At 64.0% G+C, this 26,403-nt stretch carries 23 protein-coding genes; 17 read left to right on the forward strand and 6 right to left on the reverse strand.

The window, feature by feature from the left end:
• Window positions 1–8: 8 nt before the first annotated feature.
• Window positions 9–1,220 (forward strand): MFS transporter, encoded by a 1,212-nt coding sequence (locus ACEOAC_RS05880; RefSeq protein WP_241812156.1) that lies wholly within the window; start codon window positions 9–11, stop codon window positions 1,218–1,220.
• Window positions 1,221–1,231: 11 nt separating this feature from the next.
• On the opposite strand, the gene ACEOAC_RS05885 is transcribed toward ACEOAC_RS05880, so the two are convergent.
• The gene (locus ACEOAC_RS05885; protein ID WP_413443584.1) at window positions 1,232–2,896 is read right to left on the reverse strand and encodes a fimbrial protein; all 1,665 of its coding nucleotides are present in this window, start codon (window positions 2,894–2,896) and stop codon (window positions 1,232–1,234) included.
• Window positions 2,897–2,932: 36 nt separating this feature from the next.
• Between ACEOAC_RS05885 and ACEOAC_RS05890 the strand changes: the two genes are divergently transcribed.
• Entirely contained in the window at window positions 2,933–3,460 is a 528-nt protein-coding gene (locus ACEOAC_RS05890) for a fimbrial protein (protein WP_039876786.1), read from the forward strand.
• Window positions 3,461–3,551: 91 nt separating this feature from the next.
• Here the strand turns inward: ACEOAC_RS05890 and ACEOAC_RS05895 are convergent, their stop codons facing one another.
• Window positions 3,552–3,704, reverse strand: coding sequence for a hypothetical protein (locus tag ACEOAC_RS05895; protein WP_413443583.1), 153 nt, complete (start codon window positions 3,702–3,704; stop codon window positions 3,552–3,554).
• On the opposite strand from ACEOAC_RS05895, the gene ACEOAC_RS05900 reads away from it, so the two are divergent.
• From ACEOAC_RS05900 to ACEOAC_RS05925, 6 genes are all read left to right on the forward strand, one after another.
• Window positions 3,688–4,386: a molecular chaperone gene (locus ACEOAC_RS05900; protein WP_413443582.1), complete on the forward strand. Its 699-nt coding sequence runs from the start codon at window positions 3,688–3,690 to the stop codon at window positions 4,384–4,386. The two genes, ACEOAC_RS05895 and ACEOAC_RS05900, sit on opposite strands and share 17 nt — an antisense overlap.
• 86 nt (window positions 4,387–4,472) lie before the next feature.
• Complete coding sequence (locus ACEOAC_RS05905; protein ID WP_413443590.1) at window positions 4,473–7,013, forward strand: fimbria/pilus outer membrane usher protein; 2,541 nt, start codon at window positions 4,473–4,475, stop codon at window positions 7,011–7,013.
• A gap of 74 nt (window positions 7,014–7,087) precedes the next feature.
• Complete coding sequence (locus ACEOAC_RS05910; RefSeq protein ID WP_241812151.1) at window positions 7,088–7,801, forward strand: molecular chaperone; 714 nt, start codon at window positions 7,088–7,090, stop codon at window positions 7,799–7,801.
• Window positions 7,802–7,851: 50 nt separating this feature from the next.
• Window positions 7,852–8,694 (forward strand): EAL domain-containing protein, encoded by an 843-nt coding sequence (locus ACEOAC_RS05915; RefSeq protein ID WP_413628736.1) that lies wholly within the window; start codon window positions 7,852–7,854, stop codon window positions 8,692–8,694.
• Window positions 8,684–9,343 (forward strand): response regulator transcription factor, encoded by a 660-nt coding sequence (locus ACEOAC_RS05920; protein ID WP_051110952.1) that lies wholly within the window; start codon window positions 8,684–8,686, stop codon window positions 9,341–9,343. Before ACEOAC_RS05915 ends, ACEOAC_RS05920 begins: the two co-directional genes overlap by 11 nt.
• Window positions 9,344–9,364: 21 nt before the next feature.
• The gene (locus tag ACEOAC_RS05925) at window positions 9,365–12,631 is read left to right on the forward strand and encodes an ATP-binding protein (RefSeq protein ID WP_413443580.1); all 3,267 of its coding nucleotides are present in this window, start codon (window positions 9,365–9,367) and stop codon (window positions 12,629–12,631) included.
• Window positions 12,632–12,641: 10 nt separating this feature from the next.
• Here the strand turns inward: ACEOAC_RS05925 and ACEOAC_RS05930 are convergent, their stop codons facing one another.
• Together ACEOAC_RS05930 and ACEOAC_RS05935 are read right to left on the reverse strand one after the other, a co-directional pair.
• Entirely contained in the window at window positions 12,642–13,733 is a 1,092-nt protein-coding gene (locus ACEOAC_RS05930) for a porin (RefSeq protein ID WP_006465053.1), read from the reverse strand.
• 320 nt (window positions 13,734–14,053) lie between these two features.
• Window positions 14,054–15,073, reverse strand: coding sequence for an AraC family transcriptional regulator (locus ACEOAC_RS05935; protein WP_413443579.1), 1,020 nt, complete (start codon window positions 15,071–15,073; stop codon window positions 14,054–14,056).
• Window positions 15,074–15,516: 443 nt separating this feature from the next.
• Between ACEOAC_RS05935 and ACEOAC_RS05940 the strand changes: the two genes are divergently transcribed.
• Window positions 15,517–16,419 carry a LysR family transcriptional regulator gene (locus ACEOAC_RS05940; RefSeq protein WP_006464257.1) on the forward strand — a complete coding sequence of 301 codons (903 nt, stop codon included), beginning with the start codon at window positions 15,517–15,519 and terminating at the stop codon, window positions 16,417–16,419.
• A 66-nt stretch (window positions 16,420–16,485) separates the two neighbouring features.
• Here ACEOAC_RS05940 and catA read toward each other — a convergent pair whose 3' ends face one another.
• Window positions 16,486–17,397 (reverse strand): catechol 1,2-dioxygenase, encoded by a 912-nt coding sequence (catA, locus tag ACEOAC_RS05945; RefSeq protein WP_413443578.1) that lies wholly within the window; start codon window positions 17,395–17,397, stop codon window positions 16,486–16,488.
• A 63-nt stretch (window positions 17,398–17,460) separates the two neighbouring features.
• Window positions 17,461–18,621, reverse strand: coding sequence for a muconate/chloromuconate family cycloisomerase (locus ACEOAC_RS05950; protein WP_413443577.1), 1,161 nt, complete (start codon window positions 18,619–18,621; stop codon window positions 17,461–17,463).
• A gap of 253 nt (window positions 18,622–18,874) precedes the next feature.
• On the opposite strand from ACEOAC_RS05950, the gene andAc reads away from it, so the two are divergent.
• From andAc to ACEOAC_RS05990, 8 genes are all read left to right on the forward strand, one after another.
• Window positions 18,875–20,155 (forward strand): anthranilate 1,2-dioxygenase large subunit AndAc, encoded by a 1,281-nt coding sequence (gene andAc / locus ACEOAC_RS05955; protein ID WP_006464260.1) that lies wholly within the window; start codon window positions 18,875–18,877, stop codon window positions 20,153–20,155.
• Entirely contained in the window at window positions 20,152–20,652 is a 501-nt protein-coding gene (andAd, locus tag ACEOAC_RS05960; RefSeq protein WP_006464261.1) for an anthranilate 1,2-dioxygenase small subunit AndAd, read from the forward strand. Before andAc ends, andAd begins: the two co-directional genes overlap by 4 nt.
• A gap of 7 nt (window positions 20,653–20,659) precedes the next feature.
• Window positions 20,660–21,739, forward strand: coding sequence for an anthranilate 1,2-dioxygenase ferredoxin subunit AndAb (gene andAb, locus ACEOAC_RS05965; RefSeq protein ID WP_413443576.1), 1,080 nt, complete (start codon window positions 20,660–20,662; stop codon window positions 21,737–21,739).
• A 119-nt stretch (window positions 21,740–21,858) separates the two neighbouring features.
• Window positions 21,859–23,037 carry an ABC transporter substrate-binding protein gene (locus tag ACEOAC_RS05970; RefSeq protein ID WP_241812147.1) on the forward strand — a complete coding sequence of 393 codons (1,179 nt, stop codon included), beginning with the start codon at window positions 21,859–21,861 and terminating at the stop codon, window positions 23,035–23,037.
• Between the two features lie 12 nt (window positions 23,038–23,049).
• A complete protein-coding gene (locus tag ACEOAC_RS05975; RefSeq protein WP_413443575.1) occupies window positions 23,050–23,964 on the forward strand; it encodes a branched-chain amino acid ABC transporter permease in 915 nt (304 codons plus the stop codon).
• 8 nt (window positions 23,965–23,972) lie between these two features.
• Window positions 23,973–24,926, forward strand: a complete 954-nt coding sequence (locus ACEOAC_RS05980; protein ID WP_006464265.1) for a branched-chain amino acid ABC transporter permease — start codon at window positions 23,973–23,975, stop codon at window positions 24,924–24,926.
• Entirely contained in the window at window positions 24,916–25,695 is a 780-nt protein-coding gene (locus ACEOAC_RS05985; RefSeq protein WP_180666716.1) for an ABC transporter ATP-binding protein, read from the forward strand. The genes ACEOAC_RS05980 and ACEOAC_RS05985 overlap by 11 nt, the downstream gene beginning before the upstream one ends.
• On the forward strand, window positions 25,692–26,402 hold the full coding sequence (locus ACEOAC_RS05990) for an ABC transporter ATP-binding protein (RefSeq protein ID WP_413443574.1): 711 nt from the start codon (window positions 25,692–25,694) through the stop codon (window positions 26,400–26,402). Before ACEOAC_RS05985 ends, ACEOAC_RS05990 begins: the two co-directional genes overlap by 4 nt.
• The last annotated feature ends 1 nt before the right edge of the window (window position 26,403 follow it).

Here is a 26,403-nt window from a genome sequence, read left to right on the forward strand (position 1 = left end):
CTCTTGCCATGAGCCATGCTTCTGTGAGCCACAAACGTCTCTGGGCCGTGCTGGCCGGTGCTGCCATCATGAGCATGGCGCTCGGATCGCGCCAGACCTTCGGCCTGTTCATCAGTCCCTTGTCCTACGATCACGGCCTGCCGGTGACCCTGGTCGCCTTCGCCATCGCCCTGCACAACCTGGTATGGGGTGCGGCGCAGCCGCTGGCCGGTGCCATGACCGATCGTCATGGCCCAGCGCCCGTGGTGGCATTCGGCGCGGTCTGCTACGCCATCGGCCTGGCGTTGACGGCACTCGCCCCCAACGGCGCCTTGCTGGTCTTGGGCATGGGAGTCTTCATCGGCGTGGGTATCAGTTGCACCAGCTTCGGCGTGGTGCTACCGGCGGTGGGGCGCAGCGTACCGCCGGAACGGCGCAGCAGCGCCATGGGGCTGGTCAGTGCCGGTGGCTCGCTGGGCCAGGTGCTGATGTTGCCGCTGGTGCAGGCTTTGCGCGCTGCCTCGGGGATCAGTCTGGCGCTGCTGGTGCTGGCCGCGCTGGTCCTGATGGTGGCGCCGCTGGGGCTGGTGTTGCGCTCCCCAGCGATCCGTACGCCGGTCATGCCGCGCCAGGAGGGCGGTTTGCGGCGGGTGATGGTGCAGTCACTGCGGCACCGTGGCTTCCAGTTGCTGACCCTGGGATTCTTCGCCTGTGGATTCCAGCTGGCCTTCATCGCCACCCACCTGCCGGGCTATCTGGAACTGTGCCACATGCCCACCGGCCTGGCGGCGACGGCGCTGGCGCTGATCGGCCTGTTCAACATGGCCGGCAGCTGGACCTGCGGCTGGCTGGGCGGTCGCTATCGTCCGCAGCAGGTGCTGGGCTGGCTGTACCTGGTGCGCAGCACCGCGATCGGATTGTTCTTCATCGCCCCCAAGAGCAGTCTGTCGGTGACCCTGTTTGCCGCAGTCATGGGGCTGACCTGGTTGGGCACGGTCCCGCTGACCACGGCGCTGGTGGCACGCCTGTTCGGTCCGACCCACATGGGCAGCTTGTTCGGCGTGTGCTTCCTGAGCCACCAGATCGGTTCCTTCCTCGGCGCCTGGCTGGGGGGCTGGATGCTGGAACTGAGCGGATCGTATTCCTTGCTGTGGATGGCCACCTTCGTGGTGGGAATCGTCGCGGCGCTGCTGCATTTTCCCATCGATGATGGCCAGCCCGGGCGACTGAAGGCCGCTTAGGACCGAGACCTTCACTGCACCTTTACGATGACATAGGCGGTCGAGAACACTCTTCCCGGTGTGACGGTCTGCCCCGGCAGCTTTTGCAGGGTCGCCGTCAGGCGCTTGTTGATCGTAAATTGTTCGACGGCTGCAGCGGGCGACGACGGGCTGGGAGGACATCGTTCCTCGGTTGCCCTCAGCCGATACCAGCCGGCATTGCGGCCGGACGGGAAGGACTGCGACAGCCACTGGCCGGTCACCGATGAACTCAGGAACTGCATCTCTTGTTGATTGTCTGCATCGCTCAGGCCTATCCCCACTCCCTTGGCCAGCGACGGGTCGGTGCCGTAGTTGTCCGAAAGCAGATAGCGTACCCCCTGACTCTGATTCACATAGCCCAGCAAGCGGGCAGCCGCCAGCGCCCCCGGTGAAACCTGGAGGCCGAAGGCGGTCTGGTTGTCATCCGTGCCGGCGGCGAAAGGCGGCTTGCTGCCGATGCCCTCGTCGCAGCGGAATGAGAGCGTGAATTCCACCTGGCGCGTCTGCCCCAGATTGAGCTCGGTTTCCGAGATCGGCGGGAACACCACTTCCGGTGTCACATTCTGGACCACGCAAGAGGGCAGCACGCTCAGTGTTGCGCCCATGCGCATGCCGAATGCAATGCCATTGGCCGCGCCAAAGAACAGGTAGCGATAGGCATGGTCTTCACCATCGTCATCCATGTCGCCGCTGGCTCGGTTATAGCCGGGACCGCGCAGCATCAGGTAGCCATTGGGCTGGGTGCACTCATACGCGACGGCTGCCCAGCGCGTGTTGTCCGGTGCGCCACTGCACCAGTTGCTGGTTCCGGTGCCCGGTGTCAGGTCCGATACCCTCGCCACCTCGGCCTTGATCGGACTGAGGTGACGGGCGCGGATCAGGATCTTCCTGGTGGCCTGATCGACATCATAGGTATCGAGCTTGCTGGACTGGTAATAGCGGGAAAGGATCTTGCCCGAGCGCAGATGCGTGAGGCGGATCGCAACCCCGGGAAACCATGTGCGATAGAAACCATGGAGGCCATCCTTGATACCTATTTCGGCATAGCCACCGACCCTGTCATCACCGTTGGTGGAAAAGACTTCATAGATCTGGTCGGCATCGGCCAGGTCGCAGGTCCAGAGCAGCGTATCGCCGTTGATGCCGGCCGCTTCAGCGGCGCTGGCCACCGCGCTGCCCAGTATGCTGCCTGGTGGCTGGATCGCCGTACTGGCCAGATTGATACGGCCGAACCAGAACTGGGCAGAGCCGCCGTCACTGAGCGGCGCGAACGGATAGGCGGCGCGGTTGTTGCGCTTGCAGATGGCTTCTGCCGTCGGTGCCAGCAGCAGCCACAGGGAAAGCATCATCAGCAAAAGCAGCATCGTGCGCGCGCGATGGGGATAGTGAGGAAAGAGGGACATGGGCGACCGGGTGGGGAAGGGGGAAGGGGAAAGGGTGGGAAGGAGACCCCAACCATCATCGCTCCCCGCGCTGCGCCGGTGAATGGGCCTGACCCGCAATGCGCATGGGCCGATGCCTAGCGCAGCATATGGGATTTCGCCCATGCCGCAATCAGACTTCGCCAGCCCGTCGATGGGCGTGCGCCGATCCTCTGGATGCCCGCTCTTGCCTAAGATGCGATCGGTGCAGGGCGCTTCGGTCGGCGTCTGCATTTTCTTTCTGTCGGCCGAATCCTTTTGGGGGTAAACATGAAAAAGTATCTTGCAATCCTGATGTTGGTCTCGCCATCCCTGGTGCTGGCGGCCGGCAATACCATCAGCTTCCGTGGCCAGGTCAGCAAGCAGACCTGCCAGGTGATGGTCGATGGCGCCACCAATCCGGTGGTGCTGCTGCCCACGGTGGCTGCGGGCGACCTGGTGGCCGCTGGCAGCGCCGCCGGTGAGACCCCCTTCGTGGTCAGCGTGAGCGGTTGTACGGCATCGGCTTCGGATTCACTGAAGATCAAGACCCAGTTCCTGGCCAGTTCCGCCACCGGTGGTAACAACATCCCCAACCTCGGCAGTGCCAAGAACGTGGCACTGCAATTGCGTGCGGGCATGGGCGGAGAAGCCATCAAGCTGGTCGGCGGAAGTGCCGTCTCGGTTGATGGCCTGGAGATCGCCACGGGCGCCACCAGTGCGTCGCATACCTTCTCCGTGCGCTACATCTCAGAGGCTGGCTCGGCGGGAGCCGGTTCGGTCATCGGATCGGTGCAGTACGCGCTGGACTACCTCTGACCTGCGGGCCGGGCCGCCCTTCGGGGCGGCTGCCTTGCAGCGTCGCCGCTTGTTGATCATCTCCTTCGCTACCTTCAGGCCCGGTGCAGATTCAATCCACGCATCTCGCAGATTGAATGTAAACCGGCGCCAGCTTTGTCGCTTCACCTTCGCCGCCGCTGGATCGCCGCCGCGGTGCCTTTTCCGTTTTGAACATGAAAAAAGCAAGCTTGCTCGCAGGGCTCATCATGGTGTTGGTATTCATCGCAAGCGCCCAGGCCAGCGTGACCATGCTTGGCACGCGCATCATCTATCCGGCCGATGCCAACGAACAGGCGCTGCGTTTCAGTAACCCGGACGATCACCCCAATCTCGTCCAGGTGTGGCTCGACGATGGTCGCAGCGGCGATGCCCATGCCTTGTCCTCGCCGTTCCTGGTGATTCCGCCGGTGTTTCGGGTAGAGCCGCATGGGGGGCAGATGGTGCGATTGTCGTATGTGGGTGCAGCGTTGCCACAGGATCGGGAGTCCCTGTTCTTCCTCAATTTTCTCCAGGTTCCGGCCCTGAAGGCTGATTCCGTCGGGGAAAACCAGCTGGTGCTCACCGTACGCAGCCGCATGAAACTGTTCTACCGACCGACGGCACTGGCCAGCGAGGCCGATGCTGCGCGGGCGCCGGATGGCCTGGCATTTTCCATCGATAGTACGGGCAGTGCTGCCACCGTCGTTGTCGATAATTCCAGTGCCTACCACGTCGTGGTGCAGCAGGCGACGCTGCTGCAGGGAGAGCAGCAACAAGCGCTGGCGCGGGCCACGGTGATCAGTCCGTTCCAGCAGTTGCGCTGGCCGCTGACACGTGTGCCGGTGGAACGCTCGGACCTGCGCATGCAACTGCGCATCGTCAATGATTTCGGGGCGGAAGTCGTGCGCGACTACCCACTGCACTGACGAGACCGGTAGTGAAACCATGCAGATCAACGCTACGGGCGGGAGCCGGCTGGACAGCGCTGTCGTTGGGCGTCAGTCTGTTGGTCATGGCCCCGCCGGTGGCCGGGCAGCCGGAGCAGAGCTATCGCTTCCTGGAGGCGCTGGAGATGGCCTCGCCTGTCAACAAGGGTAGCCTGTCGCGCTTCAACCGGGTCGGTAATGTGGAGCCCGGCACCTACAGCGTGGATGTGTTCGTCAATGGCAGTTTCAGTCACCGGCGGTCGCTGCGTTTCGACTTGTTCGAAGGGCAGGGCGTCGCAGCCTGCTTCAAGGCGCAGGATGCTGCCATGTTGAACCTGCGTCCTGATCTGCTGGCGCAACTGGGGCAGCGCGAATGTGCGCGCATCGAAGAACTTGCGCCGGGCGCAAACGCGGTGTTTGATCTGGCCAATCTGCGCCTGAACCTCACCTTGCCACAGGCACAGCTCAAGCACGTGGCGCGGGGCTATGTCGACCCCGAACACTACGACGCCGGCGAAAGTATCGGCTTCGTCAACTACAGCATCAGCCAGTACTACGTTCGCACGGCACAGGTCAGCCATAGCGCGACCTACGGCTTTACCGACAGCGGCGTCAATCTCGGTCTGTGGCGCCTGCGCCAGCAGGGCAGTCTGGGCTATGACAACCATGCCGGGCTGGCCTGGAATCCGGTACGTACCTACGCCAGGCGCGCCTTGCCAGGCTGGACCAGCGAACTGTCGGTGGGCCAGAGCTTCACTTCCGGAAAGCTGCTCTCCGGTCTGGCCTACCAGGGTCTGGAACTCAGTTCGGATGACCGCATGCTGCCTGACTCGCAGCGCGGCTACGCGCCGGTCATTCGCGGCAATGCCCGCAGCAATGCCCAGGTCATCGTCAGCCAGAAGGGACGCGAGATCTATCGCACCACGGTGGCGCCAGGCAGCTTTGTCATTGACGATCTGTATCCGACCAGTTACAACGGCGACCTCGACGTCACCGTGATCGAGGCTGACGGCACGCGTTCCGGCTTCAGCGTGCCATTTTCCGCACTGCCGGAATCGATGCGCCCGGGTCGCTCGCGCTACAGCCTGACCGCCGGGCGCACACGTGATACCGACACGCCGGCGCTGTTCATGGACGCGCTTTATCAACGTGGTCTGAGCAATGCCTTGACCGGCAACGTCGGGATGCGACTGGCCCGGGCTTACCGGTCGGTGCTGATCGGAACTACCTTGGCAGGGCCGGCAGGGTCGGTCGGACTGGCGCTGAATCATTCTTACGCAGATACCGGGCGTGGGGCCCGCGCTGGCTGGATGCTGGGCCTGTCGTATTCGCACGCCTTCGAGGCCACCGGCACCAATTTTTCCATTGCCAGCTATCGCTATTCGACGGCCGGCTACCGTGAGCTGGCCGATGTGCTCAGCGAACGCCATGCCGGGCGCGGCAACCAGTGGGCGCTGGCCAATTCCAGCAGCTATCAGCAGCATTCGCGGTTCGACGTCTCGCTCAGTCAGCAACTGGGCAGCGTGGGGTCACTCTACCTCTCCGGGCTGACCCAGACCTTCTATCACAACCGCAGCCGCATCACCCAGTTGCAGTTCGGTTATTCAACCATGTGGAGCAATGGCATGAGCATCAATCTGGCATTCCAGCGGCAGCAGGTCAGTGCCGCCTCCAGCGTACAGTCGGGCCTGGACCCTCGCCTGCCGCAAGCGGGTCGACCAGGTTCCTCGGTCATGCTGTCGCTTTCCATTCCATTGGGGCAAGCCGGCGCTGATCGGCCGGTCCTGAGCAGCTCGGTGGTCAAGGCGGCTGGACAGGATCTGTACCAGTCGCAGCTCTCCGCCATGGTGCGGGGCGAGCGCCACATCAGCTACAGCCTGGGTGCCAGCCACGCACCGGGCGGAGGACAGGACAGCCTCAATGGCAATGTCGGCATGCGCCTGCCGAAGGTCAACCTCAATCTCAACCTGGCGCGTGGCCATGACTACTGGCAGGCTGCGGCCAATGCCCGTGGCGCGCTGGCCTTGCATGGTGGCGGCATCACCTTTGGCCCCTATCTGGGAGATACCTTTGCGCTGGTCGAAGCCAAGGGGGCCGAGGGAGCCCGGCTCTTCAACGGTCAAGGTGCGGTGATCGACAGCAACGGCTTTGCGCTGCTGCCGTCCTTGTCACCCTACCAGCGCAATGTCGTGGAACTGGCGGACGCCGGGATGAGCAGCAAGAGCGAGATCCTTGAGAGCCAGCGCACCGTGATCCCCTACGCCGGCGCCACCCTGAAGCTGAACTTCCGGACCCGCTCCGGCCATGCCTTGTTGATCCGGCTGCGGCGGGACGATGGTCAGCCCCTGCCCATGGGGGCCGATGTGCTGGACCCGCAGGGCGAGCTGGTGGGCATGGTGGGGCAGGGTAGCCAGGCCTATCTGCGCATCGCCCCGTTGCGCGGCAACCTGCTGGTACGCTGGGGGGATGGCCAGCAGGAGCGCTGCGCGGTCCGTTACGACTTGCACGGCCAGGATCTCAAGGCCGCCCTCCTGCGCCTGGATGCCGCTTGCATCGCCGCGCCCCGGCGCGAAGCCTTCCTCCCCGCCGACGCCGGCCCGCCCGCGGCAAGTGGAGCTACGCAATGAGGCGGTGGTCCATGTGGCGCTGTGCCTTCCTGTGGCTGAGCCTGACAATATGCAGCACCGGAGAGGCCGGGATCATGCCGGAACGCACGCGTCTGATCTTCAGCCAGGGCGTTGGCGAGATCAGCCTGCGCCTGGCCAATACCAACGATTACCCGGTGATGCTGCAGAGCTGGGTCGATCAGGGGGAAGGCAGCCAGGCGCCGGACACGGTGCTGTCTTCGATGTTCGTCATGCCGGCGGTGCAACGACTGCAGCCGCACGCCGTCAGCCAGGTGCGGGTGTTGTACACCGGTGATCCCCTGCCGGCCGGGCGCGAGTCGGTGTTCTGGCTCAATCTCTATGAGATAGCGCTGTTGTCGGCCAAGGCCCCGCAGCAGGATGCATCACGGTTACTGCTGGGGATCAACACGCAGATCAAGCTGTTTTACCGCCCACCTGGCCTGCCTGCCCCCGGTCCGCAGTGGCACCGCGCACTGCACTTCCATCTGGAACGCGACTCCGGGGAAGAAGGCGCATGGATGCTGGTATGCCGCAACGACAGCCCCTACTTCGTCTCCTTCGCCGCCTTGCAGCTTGGCGATGGCGCACATGGGTTCTCCGCACGTCTGGCGCCCGACCAGATGGTCCCACCCTATGGCCAGCAGCGCTATGTGTTGCAGCAGGATGGAAATGCCCGGACCGGGATGCCCGCCGCCTGGCAAGCACCGTACCTGCGGTACCAGACCATCAATGACGACGGCCGTCTCAGCGAACACGAAGTTGCGCTGACACCGCCCTCCCACCCCTGAACGGAGTACTTATGCTTGGCCTCACTTACCACAGCACCAGGAGTGACAGGATGCCCGCGATGACGCGCGCGCAGCTGTTGCAGGCGCTGCGTCGACGGCAGTTCCTGCCCTTCCTGCAAGCCATCGTCGGTACCGATGGCCAATGGCAGGGTGCCGAGATCCTGATGCGATGGCAGCATCCGCAAGCCGGGATGCTGCCGCCGGGCAGTTTTCTGCAGAGGCTGGAGGAGGAGGGACTGTTGGCGGCGGCCACGCGGCAGATGCTCAGACAGCTCAGCATCGGCTGGAAGCGGGCGCAGGTGCGTCTGTTGCAGCCCTTCTTTCTCTCCTTCAACGCATGTGGCCAGCAATTGCACGACGATACCCTGGTGGCGCAATGTCAGGCCCTGTTGCAAGACTTGCAGGAGGGGCAGCTACGCTTGATGATCGAGATGCCCGAACGCGGCGGCGATCTCGGGCCGGTGCATTGCCGTCGCCTGTTCGCCCAGTGCGAGCATGCCGATATCGCCATAGCGCTCGATGATTTCGGCGTCGGTGACGCTCGCCTGCACCAACTGGCCTGCGGCCGCATCAGTTGCCTCAAGCTCGACCGTTCATTTGTTGCTGCCATGCACGGAAATTCCATGTACAGTCGCCTGATCGAAAAGATCGTGGCACTGGCCGCGGTATTCGGTGCCTCCGTCACCGCCGAAGGTGTCGAGACCCTGGCGCAGTGGCAGGGCCTGCACCGCATCGGGGTGAGACGCTTCCAGGGATATTACTTTGCCAGGCCGATGGCGCTGCCGGATTTTTTTGCCAGGTTGAATCACGTCAGGAGGCCGGTAAGCGGTCACGCCACACAAGCATCGACGATGAAGCCAGTTTCGGAAAGGGGGTGTTGCCGTGACGACTAGAGGGGTAACGATACGGGTCGGCATTGCCGATGATTTTCCGGTGGTTCTGCGCGGGATAGAGGCGATCCTGGCGCCCTGCACGGACATCGCACTGCACTTTTCCGCCGAGAGCATCGCCCAGCTCATGGCGGCGCTGGCGCAGACACCGGTCGATGTACTGCTATGCGACTATGCTTTCGACGACGACCCGCACGCCGACGGCCTGGACCTGCTCAAGCGGCTGCGTCGTCACCATCCGGCAATGAAGGTGATCTTCCTCAGCGCCCACGCCCAGCCGCAGATCATCTCCAGCGCCCTGGAGCTGGGCGCCGCCGGATTCATCGGCAAGAATCGCAGTGATTTCGTCAACCTGCCACAGGCCATCTACAGCGTGCAGGGAGGCCAGGTCTACCTGCCGCAGTCCCTGTCGTCGGCCCTGCTGGGCAGCCTGTTCAGCGTCAACCCGCGTCAAAGCGGCCTGGGCCAGCTGTCCGAGCGCGAGCTGGTGGTGGCGCGCATGATCTGCCAGGGCATGTCCATCACCGCAATCGCCGAACGACTTCACCGCAGCCCCAAGACCATCAGCAACCAGAAGGTGGCGGCGATGAAGAAGCTGGGAGTGAGCAATGACGTCGAACTGAGTCGCGTCTTCCAGAGCCTGGGCGACTGATCCAGCGCGCCACCGGACCCCATGCCACGCCAGCTCCTCGCCCTTTCCGAGCGCTACTATCGGCGCCTGCTCTACTGCTGTGCCTGCCTGTTGTCGGCGGCCATCGTCTGCGCCATCCTGTTCCTTGGATACAGCGCCTTTTCCCAGTTCCGTGAACGCCAGATCGGCACCTTCACCAGCAAGCGCGAGCAGATCAAGTCCGAGGTTGACCGGCTGACAGCGCGTGTGGTCCAGTTCGCCGAAATGTACGCACGCCTGCAACATCTTTACAAGAGGGAATTGCTGACGCTGGAGGGTTATACCGGCAACGTCGGTGGCGGGCAGATCACCCGCAGTCCGGAAAACTTGACGGTGGTACCGTTCTCGCTCCTGGTCCGCAGCGATACGGCCGCCGACCGCCTGCGCTTGGCCAGCCTGCTGCTCCTCTTGCGTCAGGCGTCGGCCCTGCCGATGTTCAATCCTGCCGAGCCAGGGGTGACGCTGGACGGTTTCATTTATACGGCCGATGCCGGTTTCCTGGCGGTCTCGCCACCGCTGGAGGGGGCTGAGCTCGCTCTGGTGAGGCAACAGGGTATCGCGCGCTTCATCAGCGCCCTGGGGGCACCGGTCAACGCGGCCTTCGCCGCCGAACGAGAGCGAGCCGCCCGCGCCCAGGGCAGCACCGGACAGCGTGTGCTATGGATGAGTCCGGCCTTGAGCGCGCCGCTGGTACGTAATGCGGTGACCAGGCTGGCCGTGCGTATCCAGCTGGACAAGGGCGATGAGGCCACGGCCGTCTTCTCGGTCCCGGCCAGCCAGTTCCGCCAGTTCTTCATGAAGAACGAAGATACCCCTGGACTGTTCGTCTTCGAAGGACAGGGTAGCGTCCAGTTGTTGAGCCAGCCGGACGGCCAGGTCGATCCGGGCCTGATGCAGCACATCCAGGAGCATGTGCGACGCGAGATGGATCTGCATGATCACGTCGGCCATTTCCATGACGATGGCAGCTTCTTCATCGCCCAGACCATCGAGGGGCCGGATTGGGTGGTGGTCTATACCTTTACCTGGCGCGACGTGCTGGCCGGCCTTCAGGGCAACTTCATCACCGGCGCTTTCTGGGGGCTGTTCTCCTTGCTTTTCGTGTGGGCAGCCACCTTGTACTTTGATCGTTGCGTGATCGGCCCGCTACAGAAGAAAGCGCTGGCGATGGTGGAAAGTCGCCAGTTCAGCCAGACCATCATTGACACCCTGCCGGTGGGTATCGCCGTCTATGCGCCGGGCTCCGGCGAGGTGGTGCTGCGTAATGCAGTGGCGGCACAGATGCTGGAGCAATCTGCACTGCCCAGCGCCGGCTTCTACGCCCAGATCCTCACGGCGGTGCGGGTGGGTGACGATCTGCGCCAGGCCATGATCGAAGCCGAGCTGCCTTTGCGCGACGGCGGCGTGAGCCACCTGGGGGCAGTGTGGTCGCGCACCCGCTTTTCTGGTCAGGATGTGCTACTGCTGGGCATGATCGACCTCAACATGCAGAAGGCGCATGAAGCCCTGATGCGCGACGCCAGGAGCATGGCGGACCGTGCCAACCAGGCCAAGTCCATGTTCCTGGCCCAGGTCAGCCACGAAATCCGCACCCCCTTGCACGGGGCCATCGGTCACCTGGAGTTGCTGACGCGTGAAGACCTGTCGGCGCCGCAGCGCCAGCGCATCGAGCTGATCCGGCATGCCTTCGACATGCTCATGAGCCTGGTCAACGACATTCTCGACATCACCAAGATCGAGTCGCAGAGCATCACGCTGGCTTCCGAGCAGTTGCAGGTCAACGAGCTGCTCGAAGAGTGCGCCCAGCTGTTCGCGCCGCTGGCGCTGGACAAGGGACTGCAGTTCCGCTGTCTGCCGGATGTCGCGCTGGAACGTCCGCTGCGCGGCGATCCACGTCGGCTGATGCAGATCCTGCAGAACCTGGTTGGCAATGCGGTCAAGTTCACCAGCACCGGCAGCATCACGTTGTCCACACGCCTGCTGCGCAGTGCCGAGGGGGTGAGCGTGGTGCGTTTCGAGGTGGCCGATACCGGCATCGGTGTTTCGTCCGGGGCGCGCCAGCGCATCTTCAAGTCCCTGCAACAGGCCGACGACAGTATCAGCCAGCGCTTCGGTGGCACCGGACTGGGGCTGTCGCTGTGCCGGCGCCTGGCCGAGTTGATGGGCGGCGATATCACCCTCACCAGCGAGCCGGGGAAGGGCAGCGTGTTCGGTGCCGAGATTGTGCTGCAGACCTTGCCGCAGGCGAATTCGCAGCATGTCGCTCCGCTGCGTGGACGACAGGTGGCGTTGCATGCCGGTGAGGCGAGCACCGCAGCCATGTTGCGCGCCTACCTCAAACATTGGGGTGCCGAGCCGGTCGAGCCGGAGTCGGCGGGCCTCACGACCATTCACCTGGTGGCGCCGGACAGCGTAGAAGCCTTCGTGGCTGCGCCTGTGAGTGTATCGAAGACGGCCGTGCTGATCCGCGCCGATGTGGTTCGCCACAGCAGCAGCGTGACGCACTGGCGCCAGGTCAGTGCCTTCGACCGCCATGCCTGGCGGATGGCCCTGAGCCAGCAGGATGGAATGATCGTACCGCCATGGCGAGGCCGGCCGCAGGCCGTGCAGCTGCCCGTCGCACCGGACATGCTGGACGTGCTGGTGGTGGAGGATGACTACGTGAATCTGACCCTGATCCAGCAACAGCTGCAGGCGTTGGGCTGTCAGCGCCTGCGGTTGGCACTCGATGGCCTGGACGCCCTGGCGCAATGGCAGGCGCAGCGCGCCGACCTGCTCATCACCGATCTGGACATGCCGGGGCTGGACGGCGTCGCGCTGGCCCGACGCGTGCGTCAGGAACATGCGCAGGCATGCATCATCGCCACTACCGCCGCCGGCCCGGACAGCCTGGCACACTTGCCCAGCGGACTGTTCGATGCCCTGCTCTATAAACCAGGGTCGCTGCAGCAGATGCAGGAACTGCTATCCCGTTTCGGCCGCCCGGCAGCGCCGGTACAGGACCAGGGTGACCCGCTGCAAAAGGTACTGCTGGATGCTTTTCGGCACAGTTGGCCGCAGGAGAGGGACAAGTTGCAGCAGGTCCTGCAGCGCGGCGATGGCGAACGCGCCGCACGCATCCTGCATCGCCTGCAGGGTGGTCTGCTGGCCATGGGCCGCGAGCATCTGGCCGAACGCAGCCAGATGCTACAGACGGCACTGGTCGACGGCGAGCCGGATGCAATGCAGGCCATCCTGCAATGGATCGCCGTGGTCGACGCCGAGACCTGAGGGATCAAGCTCAGAATGTATGACGTACACCCGTCATCACGCCGAACTGGTTCATGCCGACCCCGACCGTCCCGCCCACGTCCAGCGGGATCGCGGCGCTGCCGCCGTTCTTCATGTATCCCACCGAGCTATACAGCGCAGTGCGCTTGGAGAGGTTGTAGGTCAGGCGCGCCACCGACAGTGTGGAGTTGTTGGACGTGCCCTTGATCTTGAGCCGTGCCACCTGCGCATCCAGCACCAGCGCGACCGACAGCGGCGTGGAGAAGCCCAGGTAGTACAGGTCCGAATCGGTATTGGCGGTGGCTGCGCGGGTCTTGCGGTCGATCACGCCGCCGCCGATCTTGCTCTGGCCCAGCATCACGTAGCCATTCAATGTGACGCGCTGATCGTGATTGTTGCTGCTGGTGAGGCCATTGGCGGCACCGGTGTTGCCGTACAGGATGTCGTAGGAACTGGAGATGCCGTAGCTGCTGCCGTCATAGGCCAGCATACCGGTGATCTGGCGACAGGCCTTGGCATTGCCGGCCACTTCGCCGGCACAGTTGGTGGCGCTGGCACCGCCGGCGCTGGAGGTATCGCGGCCGAAGCTGTAGGTGGCGCCGACGGTCAGACCGTTGAAGCTGCCCAGGTAGCCGATGGCATTGTCGCTGCGGGCGTTGGGGATGTACGAATCGATGCTGCTGATGGAAAAGATGTTGGGACCCATCACATCCGACTTGGCCGTCACCAGGTAGGTCATGTTGACCTGCCGACCCAGCATCAGGCTACCCCAGCCATTCTTCAGGCCGACGTAGGACTGCCGGCCGAACAGGCGATTGCCCTGGCCCATGGCACCGGTATCGACGGCGAAGCCGGACTCCAGCACGAACATGGCCTGCAGTCCGCCACCGAGGTCTTCGCTACCCTTGAAGCCCAGGCGTGACGGGAACGAGGCCGTCAGCGACGGCATCTTCAGGACCGAGTTGCCGGCAGCATTGGCGTGGGTGGTATAGACCACGCCGGTATCGATGATGCCGTAGATGCTGACCTGGCTTTGCGCCAACGCCTGCTGTGCACAAGTCATTGCCGTGAGCGCCATGGCGCCTGCGACCAGTTTTTTCATGCTCTTCCCCATGTTGATTGAATTGAGTGGACCGGATGTGGAGGTGGCAAGCGTGCAGACCGACCTGCCGTGACGCCGTGCGCGTGGACGCACGACCTCATCGCTTGCTGCGGCGATCATAGGGAATCGGAACGATGAAAAATATCCGGCGCTTGCATCTTGCGGGCGCGCGACTATCCACTTTTTACGTGGGTTGGCGGAGCGCTGCATCAGGGTGCGAGACGCGGAAGGAGATGATGTTTCATGGTGCAGGGACGAAAAAAATGGCACCGTGACGATGCCATTTTTTCCTTCCCTGCAGACAGTCGCGTGATCGCAGGCTAACGCATCCCACCCCGCGTCTGCTTGGGCAGTTCCCCAAACCGCTCCCGATAGTACGCAGAGAAACGTCCGAGGTGACCAAAGCCGAATTCGAAGGCGGTGTCGGTGATGTTGGCGCCGGGATGGGTCAACAGGCGTTCGCGTACCGCGTCCAGGCGGATGTTGCGCAGCAGGTCCATGGGGGCCACGCCGTATTGCTGGTGGCACAGCGCATTGAGCGCGCGTACGCTCACGCCGGCGGCGCTGGCCAGGTCGGCCAGCGCCAGCGGGGCGCACAGGCGGGTGCGGATGTAACGCTCCAGCATGTCCAGCCGCTGCAGCTTGCCGGCGCCTACCAGGCTGTCGCCGGATTCGCTGGCCGCGAGCTGCGCGCTGCCGGGAACACCCAGTACCGGCTGCACCGTGCTGGTCAGCTGAGAGAGCAGGAATTGCGCGGCACTGCGTTCGAAATGGCGAATCCACTCGCCATGCCCCTCGCTCTGCCCGGGCAGGGCCAGTACGCGCAGCAGCGACTGGATCAGCAGGTCCCAGTGCGGCGCGGCCTGCTGCGGCAGCAGGAACAGCGAGGGCATATTGGCCGGTCCGGGCTGGCCCATCGCGCTCAGTTCCTCGAACAGCGCCAGCGGTACCTTCAGGATCAGTTGCTCGGAACCCGCCTGCCACCACAGGCGCAGATTCCGTTTTGGTGCGATCAGCGCGGTCTTGCCCTGCGGGATGCACACTTTCTGGCCGTCGGATTCGATCTCGGCCGTGCCGGAGAGTGTCATGTGGACCAGGGCGAAGCCATTGAACAGGCGTGGCCGCACGATGACTTCGGCGCCGTACTTCAGCATGAAGATCTGCAACTGCTGGATGGCGGCCTTGAAGAGCACGGTGTCGACGTCGTCACCCTTCCAGAACAGATCGTGTTCCGACAGTTCGTTGGCGACCTGGGCGTGGCAGTCGACCTTGCGGGTGGACTGGAACACGCGACGACGATACAGCGGCTCCAGACTGAGCGCATGGACAGTGTTGAGCATGTTAACCTCTTAACGGTCCCGCCCGCGCAGTGCCGGTTGCGGGGGAGACGTTGGTACCGGGTGGTGATGCAGTACGGGCGCACCGGCCGATGGCCAGAAGTGCGCCGCACCTTCATGGATTGCAGGACCGGGAGGCGCGCTGTCTGCTTTCCCTTCAGTCAGCGAGCCTCGCGGTCAATGCAATGAGGTTGCAAGTTTCATGCCCGCCAGGAGGACGGGCAGGGGCAAAGATGGGGCAGGGTGCTGCGGTTCATGTCGGTCTCCTCTACGGTCTTCTGGTCGGGCCTGCGCTGGCGTGGGCGCTGGCCTCGCTATGGTGGTGCGCACGGCACGCGTGGAAGGCGTCGTGTGCTCGGCTCTGCGGCCGCTGGCCTTGGATTCTATGCCCAGGGCGGGAGAACGTACAATATCAAATCAGCATCATGGTATGCCCCGGAGGTATAGTGGAACTTCGCCATCTCAAGTATTTCAACGCCGTCGCCAGCACCCTCAGCTTCAGCCGTGCGGCCGAATTGCTGCACATCGCCCAGCCGCCCCTGAGCCGGCAGATCCGCCAGCTGGAAGACTTGCTGGGGGCCGAACTGATCGACCGTGCCTCGCGTCCCATTGCCCTGACCATGGCCGGCAAGTTCTTCTACGAGCAGACCCTGCAGGTATTGGCGCGGCTGGAGCAGATCGAGGAAGGCACCCGTCTCATCGCCAAGGGACAGCAGCACTGGTTCAACATCGGCTTCGTGCCGTCGGCGCTGTATGGTCTGCTGCCGGAAATGATCAAGCGTTTTCGGACCGAACTGCCGGATATCGAGATCGGCTTTTCCGAGATCGTCACCATGGAACAGATCGAGGCACTCAAGTCCGGCCGCATCGACGTCGGCTTCGGCCGGCTGCCCATCACCGATCCCGACATCGTCTGCGAGACCATCGTGGAAGAGCCGCTGGTGGCGGTGTTTCCGCTGGGTCACGCGCTGCTGGCGCGCAACAAGGTGACGCTGGCGCAACTGGCCGAGGAGCGCTTCATCCTCTATCCGGCGCGTCCGCGTCCCAGCTATGCGGACCAGGTGCTGGAAATCTTTTCCAGTCGCGGTCTGCGGCCCACCATCGTCAAGGAAGCCAACGAAATGCAGACCGCCATCGGCCTGGTCGCAGCCGGGGTCGGCGTGACCCTGGTACCGCGTTCGGTGCAGGGGCTGCACCGGTCGGACGTGGTCTATCGGCCCTTGTCCAACAAGGGTGTGCATTCGCCGGTGATCATGAATTTCCGGGCCAACGACCGTTCCGTGCTGCTGGAGAAATTGCGCGCCACGGCATCAGGCATCGCGCAGATGCATGCAGAGGAATATCCCTGAGCTTGGCCGGAAAGACAACGGGCCATGCGCAAGGCATGGCCCGTTCCATCATGATGCCCTGCCTGCTCAGGCAGCCAGGCGCGGACGGTTGATGTCTGCCTTGGGCAGATCGCTCTGTTCCGGCAGCAGGCTGAAGTTGAACTCGATGGCATAGAAGGGCGCATCGACTTCGTGCTTGCGCAGTTCGGCCGGGTCGGTCACATGCGTCATCTCCGGCACCAGGCCCTCGCGGGTGGCGAAGGCGAAGTCATCCCACAGGTACGGATCGCCGGCGATGTTGATCTGCGTGGTCAGCTTGCGATAGCCCGGCACGGTGACGAAGAAGTGGATGTGCGCAGGACGGCTGCCATGACGGCCCAGCTTGTTGAGCAGGCGATCGGTCGCACCGCCCGGGGGCACGCTGTAGCCGACCGGCACGCGGCTGCGGAAGCGATAACGGCCCTGCTCGTCGGTGCGGATGGAGCAGCGCAGGTTGAACGGGGTCTGGTCCGGATCGAAGAAGGAATAACGGCCCAGGTGGTTGGCGTGCCAGACTTCCACCAGCGCATTGGCCAGCGGCTTGCCGTGCTCGTCGCAGACCTGGCCTTGCATGAAGAGGGTATCGCCCGGCTGCTCGTCCTTGTCCATGCGCGCAAAGCCCTTCTGTTCGGGTGCGCCCGAGACGTACAGCGGACCTTCGATGGTGCGCGGGGTGCCGCCCTGCACGCCACGACGCGCTTCGGCTTCGTCCATGCGCAGGTCGAGGAAGTGCTCGAAGCCCAGGCCGGCGGCGATCAGGCCATATTCGCCGGACTTGCCGGCCGAGGTCAGATAATCCACGGCAGCCCAAAATTCTTCCGGCTGCACATCCAGGTCTTCAATCGTATAAAACATGTCGCGCACGATGCGGTTGACGATGGTCTTGACACGCTGGTTCCCTTCCGCGAGCTCGGTGCTCTCGATTTTCTGCAATACCGCGTCGATGGCTTTCTTGTCCACGTTGTCTCTCCTGTCTCTGGTTGGATGTGGTTGGCTTGCTCTGGTGTCGCTGGCCGGTGAATGTCAGGCCAGCGAGACCAGCGGGGTCTTGCGGTCGCGGCGCAGTGCGTTGACGCGATCCTGGTCGAGTTCGATGCCCAGGCCGGGACCGGTGGGCAATTCGAGGGCGAAGTCGCGATAGCGCAGCGGCGTGGCGAGGATTTCTTCGGTCAGCAGCAGCGGACCGAACAGTTCGGTGCCCCAGGCCAGGGCACCGAAGGTGGCGAACAGCTGGGCCGAGGCCATGGTGCCGATGGCACCTTCCAGCATGGTGCCGCCATACAGATCGACCTGTGCCGCACCAGCGATGGCGGCGACCTGCTGGGCGCCGGCCAGGCCGCCGGACTGGTTGATCTTCACGGCAAACACGTCGGCGGCGCCCACGCGTGCCAACTGGTAGGCGTCCTGCGGTCCGTGCAGGCTTTCATCTGCCATGATGGCGATGCGGTTCTTCTGGCGCAGGCGGCGCAGTCCGTCGTGGTTGCCGGCGGCAATGGGCTGCTCCACCAGATCGACGCCGGCATCGGCCAGCAACCGCATGCCCAGCATGGCATCGGTCTCGGTCCAGGCCTGGTTGACGTCCACCCGCACGCTGCCGCGCTCGCCGATGGCGCGCTTGATCGCTGCCACGTGGGCGCAATCCTGCTGCACGGTGCGGGCGCCGATCTTGAGCTTGAAGATGTTGTGACGGCGCTGGGCCAGCATCTTCTCGGCTTCCTCGATGTCGCGGGTGGTGTCGCCGCTGGCCAGGGTCCAGGCGATGGGCAGGGTCTCGCGTACGCGGCCGCCGAAGAGGGTGGACAAGGGCACGCCCAGGCGGCGCGCCAGCGCATCGCACAGCGCGGTCTCGATGGCGCACTTGGCGAAGCGGTTGCCCTGCACGTGCTCGTCCAGCAGGTGCATGCGTGCGGCGACCTGGTTGGCGTCGGTGCCGAGCAGCAGTGGCGTCATGTAGGTCTCGATGTTGACCTTGATGCTTTCCGGGCTTTCTTCGCCATAGGCCAGTCCGCCGATGGTGGTGGCTTCACCCCAGCCGGCGACGCCGTCGTTGCCGGTGATGCGCACCAGGACCAGGGTCTGGCGATGCATGGTGGTCATCGACAGGCGATGCGGGCGGATGGTGGGAACGTCCAGCAGCAGGACCTCGACGGTCTCGATGGAGGTGGCGGGCAAGGATGAGCTCAAGATGAAATCCGGGTAAGTGGTGTTGAGTGCTGGCAAGCGATGACTTGCCGCATCATAGGAAAAAAGCGCGCCGGGTGTCCAAGACCGTTTCGGGCATGCTGCATACCTTTTGGGTATAACGTCCTTGCCGTGCAAAAAACGGATAAGCCAGGCCGGAAAGATTGCAAATGGTGGATATCCGGACCGGCAGGCACTACCTAAGATGCGTCCTATACCGGGCCAGACCTGGTGTCTAACGATGAGGACACGCAGCATGAACACATCCACCCAGCCTGATCAGCAAGGCTATGCACCGCTGGTGCAGTTCCCCCGCGCCGACGGCGCCCGTACCCCCTACAAGGTATTCAGCTCCAAGGAGGTCTACGACCTGGAGCAGGAGCGCATCTATCGCGGCGAGACCTGGAGTTTCCTGGCCCTGGAAGCGGAGATTCCCAACAATGGCGACTTCAAGAGCACGTTCGTCGGCGATACCCCGGTGGTGGTGACCCGTACCGAAGACGGCAGCCTGGCCGCCTGGGTCAACAAGTGTTCGCACCGGGGCGCCGTGGTCTGCCGCACCCCGCGTGGCAATGCCAGTTCCCACAGCTGTGCTTATCACCAGTGGAGCTTCGATTCGCGTGGCAACCTGCTGGGCGTGCCGTTCCGCCGCGGCCAGAAGGGTGCGGCCGGCATGGCCAAGGACTTCGATCCCAAGTGCCATGGCCTGCGCCAGTTGCGCGTGGACAGCTACAAGGGCCTGGTCTTCGCCACCTTCAGCCAGACCGTGGAATCGCTGCCGGACTACATCGGCGCCGAGATGCGCCCCTGGATCGACCGCATCTTCCACAAGCCCATCGTCTACCTGGGCTGCACCCGCCAGTATTCCAAGTCCAACTGGAAGCTCTACCTGGAAAACGTCAAGGACCCGTACCACGCCAGTCTGCTACACCTGTTCCACACCACCTTCAATATCTTCCGCGTGGGCATGAAGGCGCGCTCGCTGGCTGACAAGCATCATGGCCTGCACAGCATCATCACCGCCACCAAGAACGAGGTGGAGACCGCCGATGCCTACAAGCAACAGGAGATCCGTTCCTTCGACGAGGGTTTCTCGCTGCAGGACCCGTCGGTGCTGGGCCAGATCAAGGAATACGAGGAACTGACCACCAACCACATCCAGCCCATCTTCCCGCAGCTGGTGGTGCAACAGATCCACAACACCCTGGTGGCGCGCCAGCTGCTGCCCAAGGGGCCCAACAACTTCGAGCTGATCTTCCACTTCTTCGGTTACGAGGACGACACCCCGGAACTGCGCGCCCTGCGCATCAAGCAGGCCAACCTGGTGGGGCCGGCCGGCTACATCTCGATGGAAGACACCGAGGCTACCGAACTGGTGCAGCGTGGCACCGCGCGTGACCCGGATCACTGCTCGGTGATCGACATGGCGCGCGACAACCCGGACCAGGAAGACACCCTGATCACCGAAAGCCTGATCCGCAAGTTCTGGATGGGCTACCAGAAACTGATGGGCTTCCCGTCCATCGAAAAGGCATGAACGAGGCACAGCAGATGGAAAACATGGAACAGATGACATTGTGGTTCGCCCTGCACCAATTGCAGGAGCGTTACGTCCACGCCCTCGACAACGACCGCCTGGAAGAGTGGCCCGAATTCTTCACCGATGACTGCCTCTACGAGATCATCCCGCGTGAAAACGCCGATGCCGGCCTGCCCATCGGCATCATCTACTGCGACAGCAAGAAGATGCTGCATGACCGCGTGCTCTCGCTGCGCCATGCCAACATCTACGAGGCACACACCTATCGGCACATGACGTCCGGACTGGTGTTCACCCAGAACGCCGACGGTTCGGTCGATGCGCAGTCCAGCTATGTGGTGGTGCAGACCTTGCAGAACGGTGAGTCCTTCGTCTACCAGGCTGGTCGCTATGAAGACCGCGTGGTCAAGACCGACGCCGGCTGGCGCTACGCCCGTCGCCGCGTGATCTACGACACGCTGCGCGTGGCGACGCTGTTGGCCACTCCCATCTGAGGTCGGTATGAGCGAGTGGTTCGATGTCGGCCATGCCGATGATTTCGCCGAAGGTGAGGTCGCTGCGGCCAGGGCGGGTAGCCAGGCAGTGGCGATGTTCCGCCTGGGTGAAGAGATTTTTGCGCTCAAGGACTTGTGCACCCACGGCAATGCCAAGCTCTCCGATGGCTATGTCGAGGATGGCTGCGTCGAATGTCCGCTGCACCAGGGCCTGTTCGATATCCGTAGCGGTGCACCGCGTTGTGCGCCGGTGACCGAGGCCGTGCGCAGCTTCCCGGTGCGCGTGGTGGCGGGGCGGGTCGAGGTCGGCGTCGGCGATGCCACGCAGACCGGAGACGGCGCGGCAGCTGCGCAGGACGCCGCACCGCAGCTGGTACAGGCCAGCGTGGAGAGTATGGAGCGCGCTGCGCCGGACGTGGCGATCCTGCGCCTGCGTTGCGCCGCGCCCCTGTCCTGGCGTGCCGGACAATACATCGACCTGCTGCTGGAAGACGGCCAGCGCCGCAGCTATTCCATGGCCACCCATGCCGGTGCCGGCAGCGACCTGCTGGAGCTGCATGTGCGTCACCTGCCCGGTGGCGTGTTCACCGATCGTGTCTTCGGCGGCATGCAGCCGGGCCAGGCGCTCACGCTGGAAGGGCCGACCGGCAGCTTCTATCTGCGTGAAGGCGCGCAGCCGGTGATCCTGCTGGCCAGTGGCACAGGATTTGCTCCGGTCAAGGCGCTGGTGGAAGAGGCGATCGCCGTCGGCAATACCCGGCCCATGCGCTTGTACTGGGGGGGCCGTCGCACCGCTGATCTCTACCTCGATGCGCTGTGCCGCGACTGGGCGGCGACGCTGCCCTGGTTCGAGTATGTGCCGGTGCTGTCGGAGGCGGATTCCGCTTCCGGCTGGCAGGGGCGCACCGGCTTCGTCCACCAGGCCGTGATGCAGGATGTTCCTGCGATGCAGCAATATCAGGTCTATGCCTGTGGCGCACCGGTCGTGGTAGAGTCAGCGCGGCGCGATTTCACGGCCGCCTGTGGCCTGCCTGAGACAGCCTTTTTCGCGGACTCCTTCCTTTCGAAGGCCGACCTGCGGACATAGGACGGCAGGCCGGCGCATGCGTTGAACCAGGCTTTCATCGACGCAGGGCGTACCGTCTACACCGCATTGCAACATCACGACGATTTCAAACCATCAAGAACCTAGAGGGGAATCCAGGCATGAACCGACTGACTAAAGTGGCAGGTGCAGTAATGATGGCAATGGCCGCAGGCGCGAGCCTGTCGGCCCAGGCGGCCGACGTGGTGAAGGTCGGCTTCCTGACCACCCTGAGCGGCCCGGCCAGCGCGCCCGGCGTGGACGAGCGCGAAGGCTTCATGCTGGCCCTGAAGACCCTGGGCAACAAGCTCGGCGGCGTGCGCGCCGAAGTCATCGTGGTGGATGACCAGTTCAGCCCGGATGCCGCCAAGCAGGGCGCGGACCGCCTGATCAAGCGCGAGAAGGTCGACATCCTGAGCGGCTTCGTCTATTCCAACATCCTGCTGGCGGTGGCGCCGGCTGCCTTTGCCAGCAAGACCGTGGTGGTCAGCGCCAATGCCGGACCTGCCCAGCTGGCCGGTGCCGGCTGTAATCCCTATTTCTTCAGCGCCAGCTACCAGAACGATGCGACCCACGAAGCCGCCGGCAAGCTGATGGCCGACAAGGGCTATCAGCGCGTGGCCATCATCGCCCCCAACTACCCGGCGGGCAAGGATGCCTCGGCCGGCTTCAAGCGCTTCCTGAAGAAGGAACCGGCGGTGGAGCTGTTCCCCAAGCTGGGCCAGCTTGATTTCGCCACCGAGATCGCCCAGCTGCGCGCAGCCAACATCGACGCGGTGTACTTCTTCCTGCCGGGCGGCATGGGCGTGAACTTCGTCAAGCAATATGCCGCTGCCGGCATGGACCCCAAGATCGTGCGCGTGATGCCGGCCTATGACGCCGACCAGCAGATGCTGTCCAACGGCGACCTGATCGCCGGCGTGGCCAATACCGGCCAGTGGTCGGCCGACCTGCCCAATGAGCAGAACCGCGCCTTCGTCGCTGCCTACGTCAAGGAATACGGTCGCCAGCCCTCGATGTATGCCTCCCAGGCCTATGACGCGGCCATGCTCATTGACAGCGCCGTCAAGGCCGTCGGTGGCAAGGTGGATAACCGTGAGGCCCTGATCGCCGCCATGAAGGCTGCCAATTTCAAGTCGGTGCGCGGTGGCTTCAAGTTCGCGGCCAACCACTTCCCGATCCAGAACCAGTATGCGCGGGTGGTGACCAAGGGCGCCGACGGCAAGTACGTCAACAACATGACGCAGACGCTGTTGACCGACCACGTCGACGCCTACGTCAGCGAATGCAAGATGCAATAAGGGCGGATCATCTTGGGTAATCTGATCTTCGAGCAGGTGCTCAACAGCCTGCAGTTCGGCGTCATGCTGTTCCTGATCGCATCAGGATTGACGCTGATCTTCGGTGTGATGAACTTCGTGAACCTGGCGCACGGCAGCTTCTTCATGATCGGCGCCTATGTGGCGGCGGTGGTGGCCGGTGCCAGCGGATCGTTCTGGCTGGGCCTGCTGGTGGCCCTGCCGGTCACCGCTGCGCTGGGCTTCCTGCTGGAGTGGCTGGTGTTTCGCCGGCTCTACAAGAAGGACCACATGGTGCACGTGCTGGCCACCTTCGCCTTCATTCTGATCTTCAACGATGGCGTGCGCATGATCTGGGGGCCGCAACCGCTGCCGCTGAACATGCCGGCCGCCTTCGCCGGACCGGTCAATCTGATGGGCCTGCCTTACTCCAGCTATCGCCTGCTGGTGATGGCGGTGGGTGTGGCGGTGGCCATCGGCCTGTACTTCCTGATCAACCGCACCCGCCTCGGCATGTGGGTGCGCGCCGGAGCCAACAACCTGGAGATGGTCACGGCCATGGGCATCAACATCCGCCTGCTGTTCCGGCTGGTGTTCAGCTTCGGCCTGTTGCTGGCGGCACTGGCCGGCATCATGCTGGGACCGCTGGTGGCGGTGCAGGCCGGCATGGGTGACGATGTGCTGATCCTGGCCTTCGTGGTGGTGGTCATCGGCGGCATCGGCTCGGTGCCGGGCGCGGCCATCGGCGCGCTCATCGTGGGCGTGGTCGATACCCTGGGGCGCGGTCTGCTGCCGTCCCTGTTCGCGCTGTTCCTGAGCGCCGACGCCGCCGCTTCCGTGGGTCCGGCGCTGGGCTCGATGATGATCTACCTGGTGATGATCGCGGTGCTGTTCTGGCGCCCCAGCGGTCTGTTCCCGGCACGTACCTGAGGAGTCTCATGCAACGTCTGTTCGTTCCCCTGCTGCTGGTTCTGGCAGTGCTGCTGCCGATACTGGCGCAGGCCACCGGGATGGAGTACTACATCGGCGTGGTCACACGCATCCTGATCTTTTCGATGGTGGCGGCCAGCCTGAACTTCATCCTCGGCTATGGCGGCATGGTCAGCTTCGGCCATGCGGTGTTCTTCGGCCTGGGTGCCTACGTGACCGCCATCGCCAGTTTCCATGGCGTCACCAGCGCCTGGCTGATCTGGTTGCTGGCGGCGTTGGTGACGGCGCTGGTCGGCCTGGGCATCGGTGCCATCGCGCTGCGTACACGGGCGGTCTATTTCATCATGATCACCATGGCGCTGGCGCAACTGTTCTACTACTTCTTCGTCGGCCTGCGCTTCTACGGCGGCGATGACGGCCTGCAGGTCAATGCCCGTCCGGTGCTGGGCCTGGGTCTGGATATCAGTGGCGACAATGGTTTCTACTGGGTGGTGCTGGCCTGGCTGGCGCTGTCCTACCTGTTGCTGGGGCGCCTGCTGGCCTCGCGCTTCGGCCTGGCCCTCAATGCAATCCGCCAGAACGAGCGGCGCGCCCAGGCCATCGGCTACCCGGCCATGCGCTACAAGCTGGCCGCCTTCGTGATTGCGGCCGTCATCGCCGGCATCGCCGGCAGCCTGATCGGCATGAGCAACCTGTTCGCCAGCCCCAAGCTCTTGCACTGGTCGCAGTCCGGCATCCTGCTGGTGATGGTGGCCCTGGGCGGGGTGGGATATTTCTACGGCGGCCTGCTGGGGGCGGCGGCCTTCCTGCTGCTGGAAGAAGTGCTGTCCACCCATTTCGAATACTGGCAGATCTATGTCGGCCTGATCCTGTTGCTGGTGGTGATGGTGGCGCCGCGCGGCGTGAGTTCGCTGGCCACCATCGGCAAGACCTTGAAGCAGGGAGAGCAACATGGCGCATGAGCACGCCGCCGCATCGGGCGCGCAGGCGCTGTCGGTCCGGGGCCTGAAGAAGAACTATGGCGGACTGGCCGCCACCCGCGATGTCCATCTGGAGATCGCGGCCGGCCAGGTCCACGCCATCATCGGCCCCAACGGTGCCGGCAAGACCACGCTGCTGTCGCTGCTCTCGGGCGCGCTGGCGGCCGATGCCGGCGAGATCTACCTGTTCGGCCAGGCCATGCACGGTCATGCCGAGCAAGCCAGGGTGGCGGCCGGGCTGGTGCGCTCGTTCCAGATCACCAGCGTCTTCGATGAACTGAGCGTGCTGGAAAACCTGCAGGTGGCCGTACAGCGCGGCCAGCATCGCAGCTATGGCTTCTTCCACGCCAGCGCCAGCGACCGCCTGGCGCGGGAAGCCGCGCTGGAGGTGGCACGCCGGGTCGGGCTGGAGAAGGTGGCGCACCAGTTGTCGTCGCAGTTGTCGCACGCGGCGCGACGGCGCCTGGATGTCGGCCTGGCCATTGCCTGCCGACCGCGCGTGCTGTTGATGGATGAGCCCATGGCCGGTATGGGCCATGAGGAATCGGGCGACATGATCGCTTTGATCCAGTCGCTCAAGCAGGAACTCACCGTGGTGCTGGTCGAGCATGACATGGACGCCGTCTTCGCCCTGGCTGACCGCATCACCGTGCTGGTACAGGGCGCGGTGCTGGCCACCGGCAGCGTGGACGAGATTCGCGCCAATGCCGAGGTCAAGCTGGCTTACCTGGGCGAGGAGGAAACACAATGAGTGCATTGCTGGAGGTGGAAGGCCTCACCGGCGGCTATGGGGCCAGCCAGGTGCTGTTCGGGATCGACCTGCGTGTCAACGAGGGCGAAGTGGTCACCCTGCTGGGCCGCAATGGCATGGGCAAGACCACCACGCTGCGCACCATCCTGGGCCTGAACCGGCCCACCGGCGGCCAGGTGCGTTTCCGTGGCGAAGCCATCCATGCCGCCAGCGCCGACGCCATTGCGCGACGCGGGATCGCCATCGTTCCCGAGGGCCGGCAGATCTTCAAGAACCTGAGCGTGGAAGAAAACCTGTCCGCCTTCGCCGCCCGTCGCAACGGACGCGACAATCCGTGGACGCTGGAGAAGATCTATCAACAGTTCCCGCGCCTGAAGGAGCGTCGCGCCAACGGTGGCGGCCAGCTCTCGGGCGGCGAACAGCAGATGCTGGCCATTGGTCGCGCGCTGATGACCAATCCGCATCTGCTGATCCTGGATGAAGCCACCGAAGGCCTGGCGCCGCTGGTGCGCGAGGAAATCTGGTCCTGCCTGAAAGCCCTGCGCGAATACGGCCTGACCATCATCGTCATCGACAAGTACATCAAGCGCCTGATCGGCTTTGCCGACCAGCACACCATCCTGGAAAAGGGCAAGGTGGTCTGGCAGGGCGATTCTGCGCAACTGTCGGTGCAGACCGAACTATGGGACCAGTATCTCAGCGTTTAAG

The sequence above is a fragment of the Herbaspirillum frisingense genome, assembly GCF_047325095.1.
Classification (GTDB): Bacteria; Pseudomonadota; Gammaproteobacteria; order Burkholderiales; family Burkholderiaceae_D; genus Herbaspirillum; species Herbaspirillum frisingense.

Coding starts and splice junctions, on each gene's coding strand:
- ACEOAC_RS05880 (WP_241812156.1), top strand. CDS start 9: ATGAGCCATGCTTCTGTGAGCCACAAACGTCTCTGGGCCGTGCTGGCC.
- andAd (WP_006464261.1), top strand. CDS start 20,152: ATGAACGAGGCACAGCAGATGGAAAACATGGAACAGATGACATTGTGG.
- andAc (WP_006464260.1), top strand. CDS start 18,875: ATGAACACATCCACCCAGCCTGATCAGCAAGGCTATGCACCGCTGGTG.
- ACEOAC_RS05910 (WP_241812151.1), top strand. CDS start 7,088: ATGCCGGAACGCACGCGTCTGATCTTCAGCCAGGGCGTTGGCGAGATC.
- ACEOAC_RS05885 (WP_413443584.1), bottom strand. CDS start 2,896: ATGCAGACGCCGACCGAAGCGCCCTGCACCGATCGCATCTTAGGCAAG.
- ACEOAC_RS05895 (WP_413443583.1), bottom strand. CDS start 3,704: ATGAATACCAACACCATGATGAGCCCTGCGAGCAAGCTTGCTTTTTTC.
- ACEOAC_RS05935 (WP_413443579.1), bottom strand. CDS start 15,073: ATGCTCAACACTGTCCATGCGCTCAGTCTGGAGCCGCTGTATCGTCGT.
- ACEOAC_RS05930 (WP_006465053.1), bottom strand. CDS start 13,733: ATGAAAAAACTGGTCGCAGGCGCCATGGCGCTCACGGCAATGACTTGT.
- ACEOAC_RS05905 (WP_413443590.1), top strand. CDS start 4,473: ATGGCCCCGCCGGTGGCCGGGCAGCCGGAGCAGAGCTATCGCTTCCTG.
- ACEOAC_RS05925 (WP_413443580.1), top strand. CDS start 9,365: ATGCCACGCCAGCTCCTCGCCCTTTCCGAGCGCTACTATCGGCGCCTG.
- ACEOAC_RS05985 (WP_180666716.1), top strand. CDS start 24,916: ATGGCGCATGAGCACGCCGCCGCATCGGGCGCGCAGGCGCTGTCGGTC.
- ACEOAC_RS05970 (WP_241812147.1), top strand. CDS start 21,859: ATGAACCGACTGACTAAAGTGGCAGGTGCAGTAATGATGGCAATGGCC.
- ACEOAC_RS05990 (WP_413443574.1), top strand. CDS start 25,692: ATGAGTGCATTGCTGGAGGTGGAAGGCCTCACCGGCGGCTATGGGGCC.
- ACEOAC_RS05915 (WP_413628736.1), top strand. CDS start 7,852: ATGCCCGCGATGACGCGCGCGCAGCTGTTGCAGGCGCTGCGTCGACGG.
- andAb (WP_413443576.1), top strand. CDS start 20,660: ATGAGCGAGTGGTTCGATGTCGGCCATGCCGATGATTTCGCCGAAGGT.
- ACEOAC_RS05980 (WP_006464265.1), top strand. CDS start 23,973: ATGCAACGTCTGTTCGTTCCCCTGCTGCTGGTTCTGGCAGTGCTGCTG.
- ACEOAC_RS05890 (WP_039876786.1), top strand. CDS start 2,933: ATGAAAAAGTATCTTGCAATCCTGATGTTGGTCTCGCCATCCCTGGTG.
- ACEOAC_RS05900 (WP_413443582.1), top strand. CDS start 3,688: ATGGTGTTGGTATTCATCGCAAGCGCCCAGGCCAGCGTGACCATGCTT.